10 protein-coding genes are annotated in these 14,356 nt (G+C 75.4%); 5 read left to right on the forward strand and 5 right to left on the reverse strand.

Features of this window, described 5'->3' with window-relative positions; genetic code table 11:
* Nucleotides 1–5: 5 nt before the first annotated feature.
* Together APR03_RS21830 and APR03_RS21835 are read right to left on the reverse strand one after the other, a co-directional pair.
* Nucleotides 6–989 carry an alpha/beta hydrolase gene (locus tag APR03_RS21830; RefSeq protein ID WP_253839258.1) on the reverse strand — a complete coding sequence of 328 codons (984 nt, stop codon included), beginning with the start codon at nt 987–989 and terminating at the stop codon, nt 6–8.
* Nucleotides 989–1,294 carry a putative quinol monooxygenase gene (locus tag APR03_RS21835; RefSeq protein WP_253839259.1) on the reverse strand — a complete coding sequence of 102 codons (306 nt, stop codon included), beginning with the start codon at nt 1,292–1,294 and terminating at the stop codon, nt 989–991. The genes APR03_RS21830 and APR03_RS21835 overlap by 1 nt, the downstream gene beginning before the upstream one ends.
* Before the next feature lie 185 nt (nt 1,295–1,479).
* On the opposite strand from APR03_RS21835, the gene APR03_RS21840 reads away from it, so the two are divergent.
* Entirely contained in the window at nt 1,480–2,370 is an 891-nt protein-coding gene (locus tag APR03_RS21840; protein ID WP_253839261.1) for an AraC family transcriptional regulator, read from the forward strand.
* Between the two features lie 3 nt (nt 2,371–2,373).
* Here APR03_RS21840 and nhaA read toward each other — a convergent pair whose 3' ends face one another.
* The gene (nhaA, locus tag APR03_RS21845) at nt 2,374–4,254 is read right to left on the reverse strand and encodes a Na+/H+ antiporter NhaA (RefSeq protein WP_253839263.1); all 1,881 of its coding nucleotides are present in this window, start codon (nt 4,252–4,254) and stop codon (nt 2,374–2,376) included.
* Nucleotides 4,255–4,376: 122 nt separating this feature from the next.
* On the opposite strand from nhaA, the gene APR03_RS21850 reads away from it, so the two are divergent.
* A complete protein-coding gene (locus APR03_RS21850) occupies nt 4,377–5,402 on the forward strand; it encodes a TrmB family transcriptional regulator (protein WP_253839265.1) in 1,026 nt (341 codons plus the stop codon).
* A gap of 125 nt (nt 5,403–5,527) precedes the next feature.
* The gene (locus APR03_RS21855; RefSeq protein WP_253839267.1) at nt 5,528–10,222 is read left to right on the forward strand and encodes a S8 family serine peptidase; all 4,695 of its coding nucleotides are present in this window, start codon (nt 5,528–5,530) and stop codon (nt 10,220–10,222) included.
* 140 nt (nt 10,223–10,362) lie between these two features.
* Here APR03_RS21855 and APR03_RS21860 read toward each other — a convergent pair whose 3' ends face one another.
* Nucleotides 10,363–10,770: a winged helix-turn-helix transcriptional regulator gene (locus tag APR03_RS21860; RefSeq protein ID WP_253839269.1), complete on the reverse strand. Its 408-nt coding sequence runs from the start codon at nt 10,768–10,770 to the stop codon at nt 10,363–10,365.
* Between the two features lie 102 nt (nt 10,771–10,872).
* Between APR03_RS21860 and APR03_RS21865 the strand changes: the two genes are divergently transcribed.
* Together APR03_RS21865 and APR03_RS21870 are read left to right on the forward strand one after the other, a co-directional pair.
* A complete protein-coding gene (locus tag APR03_RS21865; RefSeq protein WP_253839270.1) occupies nt 10,873–11,733 on the forward strand; it encodes an SDR family oxidoreductase in 861 nt (286 codons plus the stop codon).
* A gap of 33 nt (nt 11,734–11,766) precedes the next feature.
* Nucleotides 11,767–12,780, forward strand: coding sequence for a zinc-dependent alcohol dehydrogenase family protein (locus tag APR03_RS21870; protein WP_253839271.1), 1,014 nt, complete (start codon nt 11,767–11,769; stop codon nt 12,778–12,780).
* On the opposite strand, the gene APR03_RS21875 is transcribed toward APR03_RS21870, so the two are convergent.
* A complete protein-coding gene (locus APR03_RS21875; RefSeq protein WP_253839272.1) occupies nt 12,758–14,242 on the reverse strand; it encodes a PepSY-associated TM helix domain-containing protein in 1,485 nt (494 codons plus the stop codon). The genes APR03_RS21870 and APR03_RS21875 overlap by 23 nt on opposite strands.
* Nucleotides 14,243–14,356 lie beyond the last annotated feature (114 nt).

Raw genomic sequence — 14,356 nt, forward strand, 5'->3', positions numbered from 1 at the left:
CCCGTTCAGGCCACCCCCAGCGCCCGCGCGAGCCATGCCGTGCGGGCGCTGCGCGCCGCCACGGACAGCCGGGCGGCCGGCACGGCCACGTCGAACCCGTGGAAGCCCCCGGGCCACACGTGCAGCTCGGCGTCTCCGCCGGCCGCCCAGATCCGCGACGCGTACCGCACGTCCTCGTCGCGGAACACCTCGGCCGACCCCACGTCGACGAACGTGGGCGGCAGGCCGGACAGGTCCTCGGCCACGGCGGGCGACGCGTACGGCAGCACGCCGTCCCGCCCGCCCTCGTGCCCCTCGCCCAGCAGCGCCGCCCAGCCGAACGCGTTCTGCTCCCGCGTCCAGGTGGCGGGCCCACCCGCGTACTGGTGGCTCGAGGTCGTGTCGTCGCGGTGGTCCAGCATGGGGCACGACAGCACCTGCGCGGCGACCCGCGGGCCGCCGCGGTCGCGGGCCAGCAGCGTGACGCCGGCCGCCACGCCGCCACCCGCGCTGACCCCCGCCACCACGAGGCGCGCCGGGTCGACGCCGAGCTCGCCCGCGTGCTCGGCCAGCCAGCACAGCGCCCGGTACCCGTCCTCGACCCCGGCGGGCGCGGGGTGCTCGGGGGCCAGCCGGTAGTCCACCGTCACGACCACCGCGCCGAACCGCTCCAGCCAGTCGAGCGGTACGTCGATCTGGGAGAACCGGTCCCCCATCACCATGCCGCCGCCGTGCAGCCACAGGACGGCGGGCGCGAGGACGCCCGGCGCCCGCCGGGCCGGGCGCAGCACCGTCAGCGCCACGGGTCCGCCGTCCGGCGCGGTGGTGCCGACGTCGCGCCGCTCGGCGCCCCGGCCTGCGAGGACGGCGGCGACGGTGTCCGGCGGCGTCGCCGCGAACCCGCGGATCTGCGGCAGGGTGGCGGCGGTCAGGTCGACGGCCCCGACGGCCTCGACCACGGGTGCGAGCTCCGGGTCGAACGGCGGTCGGGCCGGGCGCACGAGCGCCATCAGAACGTCGCCTTCCCGCCGACGGGCACCTCGTCGACGTAGGCCGACTCCCCGCCGAGCAGCGGCTGCAGGGCCGTGATCACGGCCTGCGCCTCGGGCGTCGCGGCGAACGCGCCGTGCGCCTCCTCGGTCGTCCAGCCCTCGGTCACGTGCACCGTGTCGGGGTCGGACGCGGACCGGCCGACGAGGAAGACGACGCAGTCCGGGTGGGTCATGGCCGGCGCCGCGAGCAGCAGGTCGACCACCGCCCGCCCCTGTCCGGGACGGGTGGTCATGGTGGCGTGGAAGCCGTGTCCGACGTTCATACGATTCTCCTCGGTGTCCGGTCGGTGCGGCGTCCGGACCCCTGACGGCCCGGCGCCTCCCGACCCCTCCATCACACCGCCGGGGCCCCTCCGCGGACCAGATCGATCGTCGCAGAGGCTTGCCTGATCCTCTCCGCACCGCCCGGATCGTGCCCTCCACCGGGTCGTCGTGGCACGATGGCGCCGTGAGCCTCCAGGAGCTGCGCACTCTGATCGACCGCCACGCCCGGCCCCGCACGGTCGAGACCGCGCTGGAGGACGTCCACGTCTCGGCCGTGCGCAGGGCCGAGCCGGAGGCGCCGAGCATGTCCGGCGTGGTCTGGGCACTGATCGCCCAGGGCACCAAGCGGCTCGCGGTCGGCGACCGCGTGCTCGAGTACGGCGCGGGCCAGTACCTCGTGGCGAGCGTGGACCTGCCGGTCACGGGCGAGTTCCTGCGGGTCTCCCCCGACCGGCCCGCGCTCGGCGTCGGCATGGTGCTGCGCCCCGCCCTCATCGCCGAGCTGCTGCTGCAGGCGCCGCCCGGCGCGCTGCCGCCGCTGGGCGGGCCCGCGCCGGGCCTGGCGGTCAGCGACGCGCCCGCCGAGCTGGTGGACGCCGCCGTGCGGCTCGTGCGCCTGCTCGACCGGCCGCGCGACGCCGCCGTCCTGGCGCCCTTGCTGCGCCGCGAGATCCTCTGGCACCTGGTCACGGGCGAGCAGGGCGCCACCGTGCGCCAGCTCGGCCTGGTCGACAGCGGGCTGGCGCACGTGTCCCGCGCCGTCGGCTGGATCAAGGAGCACTACGCCGAGCCGTTCCGGGTGCAGGACGTGGCCGCCCTGTCCGGCATGAGCGTGTCCGCGTTCCACCGCAGCTTCCAGGCGGTGACCGCGATGAGCCCCATCCAGTTCCAGAAGCGCATCCGGCTGCAGCAGGCACGGCTGCTCCTGGCCGCCCGTCCGCGGGACGTGACGGGGGTCGGGCAGCGCGTCGGCTACGAGAGCCCGTCGCAGTTCAGCCGCGAGTACCGCCGCCAGTTCGGGCTGCCGCCGAGCCAGGACGCCCTGCGCCTGCGCGACGCCGCACGGGCCGGCTGAACCTCAGCGCGACTCCGGCACGGACGTCCCCGCGCTCTCGTGCAGTGCCCGGATCAGGGACTGCGCGTCGTAGGGGCCGCTGTGCCGGCGTCCGTTGACGAAGAACGTGGGCACCGCCGAGACGTCCATCGCCTCGGCGTCGAGCACGTCGTCGCGCACGCGCGCGGCGACCTCGGGCGAGACCAGGTCCCGCTCGAACCGGTCGACGTCGAGCCCGAGCTCCGCCGCCCGCCGCACGATGTCGGACGGGAGCTGGTTCTCCTGGTCGGTGAGCAGGCTGTGCTCCATCTCGAAGAACTTGCCCTGCAGCGCCGCGGCCTCGGACGCCTCGGCCGCCGCCACCGCGTTCGGGTGGTAGCGGTCCAGCGGCGCGTGCCGCCACACGTACCGCAGGTCGTCGCCCAGCTCGCGGTGCACCTCCTGGATGGCGCCGGACGCCTTGGAGCAGAACCCGCACTGGAAGTCGCCGTACTCGACGAGCGTGAAGCGCGCGTCCGGCCTGCCGTAGACGTGATCCCGTGCCGGGTCGACCGGCCGCAGCAGCACCGAGCCCGCCTCCTTCGCGGGGTGCAGCCGGTCGGAGACCCGGAACACCACCGCGGCGACCAGGAAGGCCACCACCGACGCCGACAGCACGCCCACGCGGGCCTCGTTCTGCACGCCGGGGTCGTCGATCGCCAGGTCCACGATGAACAGCGAGATGGTGAACCCGATGCCGCACAGCGCGCCGCCGCCCGCCAGCCGGTCGAGCGAGAGGCCGGGCCCGAGCTCACCCACGCCCAGCGCCCGCATGACCGCGCCGGACCCCAGCACGCCCACCAGCTTGCCGACCACCAGACCCACGACGATGCCCCAGGTCACCGCCGAGCCGGCCGCCGCGGCCAGGATCTCGCCGTCGATCCGGACCCCCGCGTTGGCCAGCGCGAACAGCGGCAGGATCACGTACGCGACGTACGGCGCGTACGCGGACTGCAGCCGCTCGTTGATGGAGATGGACTCGCGCAGGCTGTTCGCCGCGGCCCGCGCGTAGTCGCTGTTCGGCGACTGCCGGAACGTGCGCGCGAGGGTCAGCGCGTGCTCCACGTCCCGCCGGCTGGGCCGGTACACCGGCACGAGCAGCGCGATGGCCACGCCGGCGAGCGTCGGGTGCACGCCCGAGGCGAGGAACGCGCCCCACACGACGATGGAGAGCGTGGCATAGATGGGCCCGCGACCGGTGGGCACGTAGCGTGTCAGGTACACGCCCACCAGCCCGACGGCGGCCACGAGCAGCGGCAGCGGGTCGAACCGCTCGGTGTACACCAGGGCGATGATGCTCAGGGCGCCGATGTCGTCGACCACCGCGAGCGCCAGCAGGAACACGCGCAGCCGTCCGGGTGCGCGCGGCCCGATGAGCGCGAGCGCGCCGACGACGAACGCGGTGTCGGTCGAGATCACGACGCCCCAGGCGCTCTCCCAGCCGGTGCCGCGCGCGATGAGCACGTAGAGGACGGCGGGCACGACGAGCCCGGCGACGGCGGCGATCACGGGCACCATGGCGCGGGACCAGCTCGTGAGCTCGCCGATGGCGAACTCGCGCCGGACCTCGAGCCCGACGGTGAAGAAGAACAGCGCCATCAGGGCGTCGTTGACGAGGGCGTGCAGGGTGAACTCGAGCTGGAGCTCGCCCACGCCGACGGTGAGGTGGGTCTCCCAGAACTCGCTGTACGACTCGTAGGAGACGTTGGCCCACAGGATGGCGCCGAGGGTGCCGACGAGCAGGAGGAGGGCGCCGAGGCGGCTCTGGCCCAGGGCTCGCACCCAGGTGGCTATCGACGGCCAGCCGGGTCCCGGCCGGTGCGTCTCGGGGTCGGGTGACCGCTCGATCACGGTGAGGTTGGCCATCGGGTCTCCTGTGGTGCGGGTGCGGCCGGTGGGGTGGTCGCTGAGGTGAAAGGTAGTCCCGCCCACGCTAGTGCGCGCCCGGTGCGGGGCCGGGCGACTTCACCCGCACTACGCTGACGCGCATGGCGCCAGAACCACAGCTCGACCCGGTGCTTGAGCCGACGCCGGAGCCGGGCAGCGACTTCCGGGCGGTCGGCATCGACGACGACACCCGCCTGGTGTACCGGTACGTGCTGGCGCAGGGCACGGTGCGGGTCGCGGACGTGGCGAGGGACGTGCCCCTGGCCGGGACCGACGCGGGCGCGATGCTGGCGCGGCTGCGGGCCGCGGGGCTGATCAACCGGACGGCGGGCAACGAGGGCGAGTACACGGCGGTGGACCCGCGCGTGGCGCTGCGGGCGCTGACCGACCGGACCGCGGCGCGGCTCGACCGGGTGCGGGCGACGATCCCGGACCTGGCGGGCCTGTTCGAGCAGACGGCGGACACGGCGGGCCCGGGCGGCGGGGTGCACGTCATCGACGACCCGGCGCTGATCGGCGCCTGGTACACGCGGCTGGAGCACGAGGTCACGGCCGAGTTCATGGCGTTCGACCGGCCGCCGTACGTGCTGGCGAGCGAGAACCCCGTGGAGCCGCTGGTGCTGGAGCGGGGCGTGGTGTGGCGGGCGGTGTACGCGGCCGAGGTGCTGGACCGGCCGGGGGCGTGGGCGGAGATCCGGCACGCGGCCGCGGCGGGCGAGCAGGCGCGGGTCGCGCGCAGCCTGCCCACGAAGCTGGCGATCGCGGACCGGCGGACGGCGCTGGTGAGCTCGGACCTGGACCCGCGCCGGCCGGCCGCCGTCGTGGTCGAGGGCGGGCCGCTGGTGGACCTGCTGTGCGCCGCCTTCGAGGCGGTGTGGGCGGACGCGGTGGAGATCCCGGCGGCCGACGACCTGGCGGGGGCCGCCGCCCCGGACCGGGGTCCGGGCAAGGACGACCGGGCGCTGCTGGCGCTCCTCGCGTCGGGGGCGAAGGACGAGGCGATCGCGCGCGAGCTGGGACTGTCGGAGCGTACGCTGCGGCGGCGGACCACGGACCTCCTGCGGCGGCTCGGAGCGGCCAACCGGTTCCAGGCGGGCGTCCAGGCGGTGCGCCGGGGCTGGCTGTGACACCGGGTGAAAAGCACCGTCCTGCGTGACGCGCGTGTAAACATCTTCGGCCGGTACCGGCCAGTGGCCGATTCCGGCCATTACGCCCATTGCCCACCGGCCCGGGCGGCGGCTAGACAGCCCCCATGCAACCTCTGTTCTCCGGCCCGCGCCGGGGTCTCCTCCTCGGGAGCACCCTGGTCTCGGCCTCCCTGGTCCTGTCCTCCGGAGCCGCCGTCGCGGCGCCGGGCACCCCACCGGACACCGCCCCCGGCGACGCGCCGGTGCGGGTCGTCATCGAGCTCGACACACCCACGGCCGCCGACGTCGTCGGCCAGGAGGAGCTCGCCGCCGCCCGGGCCGCGGGCTCCGTCTCGGCGAGCGCCCGCAGCGCGTTCGCGGCCGACTACCGCGCGGCCGTCGAGGAGGTCACCGACGCGCAGGAGACCGTCACGACCCGGATCGAGCGGGCGGGCGTCGAGCTCGAGGACGCCGAGGCGGTCACCGGCCTGCTGTCCGCGGTCGTGGCCACCGTCGACCCGGCGGACCTCGCCGCGCTGCGCTCCGCGCCCGGCGTCGCCCGGGTCACCGAGGCGGCAGCCGTGCGCATCCTCGGCGACGAGGCGAACATCCCCGCCACCGGGGCACCGCACGTCTGGGAGCGCGACGACGCGGACGGCGTGCCCGTCAAGGGCGAGGGCCGCACCGTCGCGATCATCGACACCGGCATCGACTACACGCTGGCCGACCTGGGCGGCGGCTTCGGCCCCGGCCACCGGGTCGTGGACGGCTACGACTTCGCCAACGACGACGCCGACCCCATGGACGACCACATGCACGGCACGCACGTGGCCGGCATCGTCGGCGCGGGCGGCGACAACCTCACCGGCATGGCGCCCGACGTGACGCTCACGCCGTGGAAGGCGCTCGACTACCGCGGCTCCGGCACCACGGACGACCTGCTGCTCGCGCTGGAGGCCGCCACCGACCCGCTGGGCGAGCACCCGGCCGACGTGGTCAACATGAGCCTCGGCACGCCGGGCGACGGCACCGACCCGCTGGGCCGGGCCTCGACCGCCGCCGCCCGCCAGGGTGTCGTCGTCGTGGCCGCGGCCGGCAACTCCGGGCCGTACGGCCAGAGCATCGGCTCCCCCGCCGCCGCCGAGGGCGTCATCGCCGTGGGCGCGCAGGTCACGGGCGTGTCCGACCCGACGCTGACGCTGCTCGGCACGGGCCCCCGCGGCACGAGGCGTCCGCTGGACGTGACGCGGTTCCCGATGTCAGCCAACCCGCCGGCCAAGGGCGTCACGGCCCGCCTGGTCGACGTCGGGGACGGCCTCGAGGAGGAGGACTACGAGCAGGCCGGCGACGTGCGCGGCGCGATCGTCGTCATGCAGAGCCTGACCGTGGGCACCCTGGGCGAGGTGCTCGGCCCGCACCTGCTGCAGGCGCAGCTCGCCGAGGAGCACGGCGCCGTGGCGGCCCTGCTGTACTCGCCGAGCCCGACCGACCCGGGGGGCGACGGCGGCGTCGGCCCGCAGGGCACCGCCAGCGTGCTGTCGGGCGGCGGGTTCGACCTGCGCCGCGAGAGCCTGGTCATGATGAACATCGACTCGTCCCTGTACCAGACCTTCAAGGACGAGGTCGCGGCCGGCACGGCCCGCGGCACCATCGGCGCGGTGGACCAGACCGACCGGGTCACGGACTTCAGCTCCCGCGGCCCGAGCGACGCCATGACGCTCAAGCCCGAGATCGTGGCACCCGGGTTCGAGATCATGTCCGACATCCCGGCCGACCTCGAGGTGGAGGGCAACCAGTACCGGCTGTCCGGCACGTCGATGGCCGCCCCGCACGTCGCGGGCGCCGCGGCCCTGCTCGCGCAGGCCCGTCCCGAGCTGTCGGGCGAGCAGCTCCGCGCGACCCTCGTCGGCAGCGCGCAGCCGCTCGACTCCGCCGACGCCGACGCGTCGCCGTCCACCCAGGGCGCCGGCAGGCTCGACGTCGCGGCCGCCGTCGACCAGCGGGTCACCGCGTCGCCCGACGCGCTCTCGCTCGGCCTGGCCGACATGGGCAGCACGCCCACGCGCACCAGCACCGTCGTGCTGCGCAACTCCGGGAAGAAGGCCGTCACCGTGCGCCTGGCCGCCGAGCCGTCGGCCGACAGCACGGGCACCGCGAAGCTGTCGGCCCGGTCCGTGCGGATCGCCGCGGGCCGCAGCGCGTCGGTCGAGCTCACCGTCACGCCGCAGGCGGGCGGCGTGATCGACGCCGAGACGTCCGGCGTGCTCGTCGGCACGGCCTCCGACGGCGGCACCGTGCGCGTCCCGTACGCGCTGTACGTACGGCCGCTGCAGGTCCAGTCGTCGCCGACGCTGGCCACCGGCAGCAGCGAGGTGTTCGTCTACGCCCCGATGGCCCCGGAGGCACCGCCCACCGTGCGGGCCACGGCGCCGTCCGGAGCGCAGTACACCACCGCGCTGACCACCGTCAGCGGCAACCCCGGCTGGTTCCGCGGCACCGTGCCGCTGGACGAGCCCGGCACCTACGGGCTCGACGCGCGCGCCACCATCGCCGGGCGCACCGTGACCGGCACGGGCGGCGTGCAGGCCGAGGGCTCCGACCAGGCCGGCGCCTGGGAGCAGGTCGGCCTGTCGGGCGCGGCCCGCGAGCTGGCCACCTCCCCCACGGCCCCGGGCACCGGCCTGGCCATGATCGGCAGCGGCGTGCACCCGTTCGTCACCACCGACCAGGGCGCCACCTGGGAGCGCGTGCGCAGCATGCCCGTCGCGGACGGCTGGGGCATCCCCGTGGCCGACACCGCGACGCCCGGCGGCTTCTACGTGGCCCTGAACGGCACCGCGGGCCGGGTCGTGCTCGACCCCTCGTACTCCGGCCGCATCGTGCACACCGCGGACGCCGGGCGCACCTGGACCGTGCTGCCGTTCCCGGACGTCGCGATCGAGGAGCTCGTCGCCCAGGGTGACGCGCTGGCCGCCGTCACGCCGGACGGTCTCTACCTCAGCCGGGACGGCGGGCAGCGCTGGCGCCGCGTCGCACCGGCCTGGACCGGCTTCGTCAACGGCGCCGCCTTCGCGGGCGACGACCTGCTGATCGCCACGCTGGACGGCGTCTACCGCGTCGCCGACGTGCTGTCCGGGGGCAGCGAGGTCATCCAGACCTACGCCACCACCGACTACATCGACCGCCCGCAGGGTGTCGTGGCCGACGGTTCCGCCGCCGTGGTGGTGCTCGGCGACGGCGTCTCGATGACCTCGCGCGACTCGGGGGCCACCTGGACCAAGGGCGCCGACACGGACCAGTCCTACGTCACGGTCACCACGCTGACGGAGGGCACCGTGTACGCCATGGGCCTGACGACCTACAGCACGAGCACCGACCTCGGCACCACCTGGGAGACGCACCCGCTGCCCGTGTACGGGCCGCTGGCCACCGACGTGGACCACTGGCCGGGCACCCCGGCCGACCACCTCGTGGTCGCGATGGAGGGCGCCGGGTACTACACCACGCAGGACGGCGAGGAGTGGACCAAGACGGGCGTCTCCGGCTCCGACGTGTCGGACGTGCACGCGGGCGTCGACGCCGAGGGTGAGCCGGTGCTGCGCGCCGTCGACTACGAGGGCCTGCACCAGCGCTCGCTGGCCGACCTCGACGAGGGCACGCAGGACTGGGGCTCGATCGGCCACGAGGGCATCATCGGCCGGCAGGTCACCGCCGTGACGCAGTCGCCGCTGGGCGACCACGACGTCTGGGCGGTCGGCTCCAGCGCCAACGGCCTGGGCCGCATCCTCACCACGGGCGCCGGCGGGGCCGACGCCGACCTCGAGGTGGTGGGCCCCAACAGCGGGTACGCGCCCACCACGGTGGCGGTCTCCCCGCACGCCGAGGACACGGTGCTCGTGGGCTACGAGGCGGACGGCGCGGCGGGCCTCATGGTCTCCACGGACCGGTTCGAGACGTGGACCACCTACAACCACCGGATGCTCGTCGAGCAGATCGTGCCCGACCCGTCCGACGCCCGCAGGGTGTGGCTCGCGACGTCGTCCGGCGCCTACCGCTCCGACGACCTCGGCAAGACGCTCACGCGCCTGACCGAGGACCCCGCCCGGTCCGTGTGGGTGGACCCGGCCGATCCCCGGCACGTGGTGGTCGGGGAGCTGCCCGGTATCCGGGTCAGCCGCGACGGCGGGAAGACCTTCGCCGACGCGGAGGTGCCCAACACCTCCGCCGGGGTCACGTCGTTCGCGTCCGTCGAGGTGCCGGACGGCCCCGCGGCGGGCCGCGAGCTGCTGGTCGCGGGCGCGGCCCGCTGGCGCCCGTACGGCCTGGCGGCCAACGGGGCGGGCGTGCTCGTCTCGGCCGACGGCGGCGCCACGTGGGTGCCGGCGTCGCAGGGTCTGACGGCGATGTCGGTGCGGTCGCTGACCGTGAGCCCCGACGGCGCCTGGCTCTACGCGGGCACCGACGAGGGCGGCGTGCACCGTACCGCCGTCGCCGACCTGGTCCCGGGCGACCTGCTGCCGGGCACCACCAGCACGGAGATCGCGGCGCCCGCCTCGGTCCACCTGCTGGAGCCGTTCCTGGTGCGGGTCACCGTCTCGGCGCAGGACGAGACGCCGTCCGGCCGGGTGAAGGTCACCGTGGCCCGCGAGGGCGACCGCCACCCGTACGAGCGCACCGTCACGCTGCGCAAGGGCAAGGCCGAGGTGCTGGTGCCGCCGCTGCTGAAGGCCGGTGACTGGACGATCACCGCGAGCTACGCGGGGACGGACGACCTCGGGGCGTCCGAGGCGACGTCGGCCCTGGAGGTGCGACGGCGCTGAGCCGGTGACCTGCTCGACCCGCACGACCTGATGGCCGTCGTCGGCCCCCCTGGCTCAGCCCCGGGGGCCGACGGCGGCCGTCGCGCGGTCCGCCACCGTCGCGAAGCTCTCGCGCGCGCCGCCCGCGTGACGCCGTGGCGTCACTCCGCGTGCGCGCCCGACCGCAGCGTCTCGGCGGCCGTGGCCTCCAGCAGGTCGGCGAGCGCCCGCAGCCGGACGGCGACCTGCTCGCCCAGCGGGGTCAGCCCGTACTCGACGCGCGGCGGGATCGTGGTCACCACGTCCCGGGTGACCATGCCGTCCCGCTCCAGGGCCTGGAGGGTCTGGGACAGCATCTTCTCGCTCACGCCCTCCACCTTGCGGCGCAGCGCGTTGAACCGGTAGGGCCCCTCGCCCAGGGCCAGCAGCGCGAGCGAGGCCCACTTGGACGTGACCACCTCGAACGCGGCGCGCGACGTGCACCCGCGCGCGAACACGTCGACCACGAGCTCCTGGGTGGGGCCGTCCACAGCGCTGGCGTCCGTGGCGCTCGGGTCCGTGGTGTCCATGTGGTCCAGGGTACCGCCGCGCCATCGGAATGTGGTGTACTTTCGATTCGTTAGTGCTATCTGCCCGTAACCGTCCGAGCACACCCGCCCTGGAGAGACTCAATGACCACCTATGCCGTCACCGGCGCCACCGGACACCTCGGCCGCCTCGCCGTCGCGGAGCTGCTGCGCCGCGGCGTCGCCCCCGCGGACGTCGTCACGATCGCCCGCACCCCCGCCAAGGCCGCCGACCTCGCCGACCTCGGCGTCCAGGTGCGCGAGGGCGACTACGACCGCCCGGAGACGCTGCCCGCGGCGCTCGCCGGCGTGCAGCGGCTGCTGCTCGTCTCGGGCAGCGACCCGGGCAACCGCGTCGCCCAGCACACGGCCGTGATCGACGCCGCGAGCGCCGCCGGCGTCGAGCGCATCGCGTACACGAGCATCATCAACGCGGACGACACCACCAGCCCGCTCGCGGGCGAGCACCAGGGCACCGAGCGGGTGCTGCGCGCGTCCGGCGTGCCGCTGTCGCTGCTGCGCAACGCCTGGTACCACGAGAACTACACCGAGCGCCTGGACGAGTTCCTGCAGCGCGGCGAGATCGTCGGCGCCGCCGCGGACGGCCCGATCTCGGCCGCCTCGCGCGCCGACTTCGCGGCGGCGGCCGTCGCGGCGCTCCAGGGGGACGACGGCGACGTCGTCGTCCACGAGCTCGGCGGCACGCCGTACACGCTGGCGGAGCTGGCCGCGACGATCACCGAGGTGACGGGTACCACGGTGCGCTACCGCGACCTCCCGGCGGACGACCTCGCCGCCGAGCTGCGCACCGCGGGGCTCGACGCGGGCACGGCCGGGTTCGTCGCCGCGCTGGACGCGTCGATCGCCGCGGGCGCGCTCGACTCCACGAGCGACGACCTGGCGCGGCTCCTGGGCCGCCCGGCCACACCGCTCGCCGACGCCGTCCGCGCGGCCGCCCAGGGCTGAGCCCGACTGGACAGGTCGTGCGTGAATGGTGGCATGCGAGGAGCGATCATTCATGGGCCCGGGGACGTCCGCTTCGAGGAGCGGGCGGACCCCGAGGTCGTGGAACCCACCGACGCCGTGGTCCGGACCGTGGCCACCTGCGTGTGCGGGTCGGACCTGTGGCGGTACCGCGGCATCACCCCGGTCAGGCGGCCGACGCCGATCGGACACGAGTACGTCGGCGTCGTCGAGCAGGTCGGGGCGGCCGTGACGACCGTCCGGCCCGGTGACTTCGTCGTCGGCGGGTTCCTGCACAGCGACAACACCTGCGCGGTCTGCCGCGCGGGCATGCAGGCCAACTGCCTGCACGGCGGGGGCTACGACGGCTGCCAGTCGGAGTACGTCCGCGTCCCCAACGCCGACGGCACCCTGGTGGCGACGCCCGGCACGCCGGACCCGGACCTGGTGCCGAGCCTGCTGAGCCTGTCGGACGTGATGTGCACGGGCTGGCACGCCGCCGTCTCGGCGGGGGTTCGACCGGGTTCGAGCGTCGTGGTGGTGGGTGACGGCGCCGTCGGGCTCAGCGGGGTGCTGGCCGCGGCGCAGCTCGGCGCCACCACCATCGTCGCCATGAGCCGGCACGAGCCCCGCCAGCGCGTCGCACGCGAGTTCGGGGCCACGCACGTCGTGGCCGAGCGCGGCGAGGAGGGCCTGGCGCAGGTGCGTGACCTCACCGAGGGCATCGGTGCCGACGCGGTCCTGGAGTGCGTCGGCACCGGGGAGGCCCGGGCCCAGTCGGTCGAGCTGGTGCGGCCGGGCGGCACGATCGGCATCGTCGGCGTGCCGCACGGCGACCTGCCCGTGGACTCCCTGTTCTGGGGGAACAAGGGGCTGCGGGGCGGCGTCGCGCCCGTCCGGGCGTACCTGCCGCACCTGCTCGACCTGGTGTGGCGGCGGGAGATCGACCCCGGCCGGGTCTTCGACCTCACGCTGCCCCTGTCCGAGGTGGCGCAGGCCTACCGCGCCATGGACGAGCGCCGGGCGATCAAGGTGCTCCTGGAGGCGTGACGCCGCTGGTCGTGCCGCTGCGCCGCAGGCCCAGCAGCACGTCGAGCACCACGAAACCGGCCAGCGTCCAGCCCACCAGGGGCAGCCACCAGCCGACCAGGACCGCCCCGGCGAGCACCGCGGCGACGCCCCACCACGGCGCGCCGCGCAGCACGTCCCGCTCCGGCGGCGGCCCGCCCCGCAGCGGGGTGGGCCGCCGCCGCCACCACATGAGGTAGCCGAGCACCACGAGCGCGGCGATGCCGCTCGCCAGGACGAACAGCGCGAGCTGGTGGGGCAGGCCGAACAGGGACCCCATGTGGGCGTCGATGCCCCAGCGGGCGAGCTTCGCGGCGAGCGGGAACTCCGAGAAGTCGACCCGGTGCACCGCGCGCAGCGTCGCGGGGTCCACCGCCACCGCGTCCACCTCGGTGGGGTAGCTGCGCTGGATCTCCTGCACCACCCAGGCGCTGCCGGGCGCCGCGGGCGGCGTGATCTCGACCAGACCGGTGTTCACGTTGACGGCCTGCGCCGTGGCGAGCACGGCGTCGAACAGTGCGGGATCCACCTCTCCCACGGGAGCACCTCCGGGGCCGGCCGCGCCGTGGCCCGCGTGCTCGCCGGCGCCGGCCGCCTGCGCGTCCCCGCCGGGCAGGTCCGTGTCGACCGCGGGCGTGCCCCAGTCGAGCGCGCCGCGCAGGGTGTCGACGTTGCCGCCCGCGTACTGCGACCAGGTGATGCCGGTGGCCGAGAGGAACAGGGCGCCGAGCACCACCCAGAACCCCACGGACGTGTGCCAGGTGAACAGCGCGCGGTACCCCCGGCGTCCCCGCGCGGGGCGCACGAAGTCCTTCCGGGCCCGCGACCGCCGCACCCGCGCGACCCAGAGGCCGAGCCCCGCGAGCGCCACGACCCCGAGCCAGGACGCGGCGAGCTCGCTGTAGAGCCTGCCGGGCTCGCCGAGGTGCAGGTTGCGGTGGAGCTGGTCGAGCCACGTGCGCAGCGGCAGGGCGCCGCTGGTGCCGTACACGGTGAGGTCGCCGCGCACCTCCCCCGTGCCGGGGTCGACGAGCACGGCACGGGACTCGCTCTCGCCGAGCCGGGCGTCGGCGAACATGACGCGCGTGGTGTCGCCGGGTCCGGGCGCGGGGCGGACCGCGGACGGCGTCGCGCCGGGGTCGCCCACGTGGTCGCGGGCGATCTCGACCTGGTCGGCGAGGCTCAGCCGGGTGCTCGTGACGGGCGCGGTCAGCTCGTGCCGGTAGACCACCTGCTCGAGGGCCGGGGTCAGGGCGTACAGGGCGCCGCTCACGGCGGCGACCAGGATGAACGGCCCCACGAGGAGCCCCGCGTAGAAGTGCAGGCGCAGCAGGAGGGCGCCGAACCAGCCGGGTCGCCCGGCAGCGCGCCGGGGTGGTGGTGGGGTCGGTGTCGTGTCGGTCGTCGGGTCGGTGGTCGTGCGGGAGGTCGTCTGCGTGGTCACGTCTGGCCGCCTTCGGGTCTGAGGGCAGCACGGACCGGCCCGGGCCGCCTGCCCAGGGCGCGACGGCGCGCGCAGGGGCGGCGGCGCGGCGGAGCCGGCCGGTGCTCGGGAGGT

The organism is Promicromonospora thailandica, assembly GCF_024171955.1.
GTDB lineage: Bacteria > Actinomycetota > Actinomycetes > Actinomycetales > Cellulomonadaceae > Promicromonospora > Promicromonospora thailandica.

Excerpts from the sequence above, each read along its gene's own strand:
- APR03_RS21855 (WP_253839267.1), top strand. The coding sequence starts at position 5,528 with ATGCAACCTCTGTTCTCCGGCCCGCGCCGGGGTCTCCTCCTCGGGAGC.
- APR03_RS21865 (WP_253839270.1), top strand. The coding sequence starts at position 10,873 with ATGACCACCTATGCCGTCACCGGCGCCACCGGACACCTCGGCCGCCTC.
- APR03_RS21870 (WP_253839271.1), top strand. The coding sequence starts at position 11,767 with ATGCGAGGAGCGATCATTCATGGGCCCGGGGACGTCCGCTTCGAGGAG.
- APR03_RS21860 (WP_253839269.1), bottom strand. The coding sequence starts at position 10,770 with ATGGACACCACGGACCCGAGCGCCACGGACGCCAGCGCTGTGGACGGC.
- APR03_RS21835 (WP_253839259.1), bottom strand. The coding sequence starts at position 1,294 with ATGAACGTCGGACACGGCTTCCACGCCACCATGACCACCCGTCCCGGA.
- nhaA (WP_253839263.1), bottom strand. The coding sequence starts at position 4,254 with ATGGCCAACCTCACCGTGATCGAGCGGTCACCCGACCCCGAGACGCAC.
- APR03_RS21850 (WP_253839265.1), top strand. The coding sequence starts at position 4,377 with ATGGCGCCAGAACCACAGCTCGACCCGGTGCTTGAGCCGACGCCGGAG.
- APR03_RS21830 (WP_253839258.1), bottom strand. The coding sequence starts at position 989 with ATGGCGCTCGTGCGCCCGGCCCGACCGCCGTTCGACCCGGAGCTCGCA.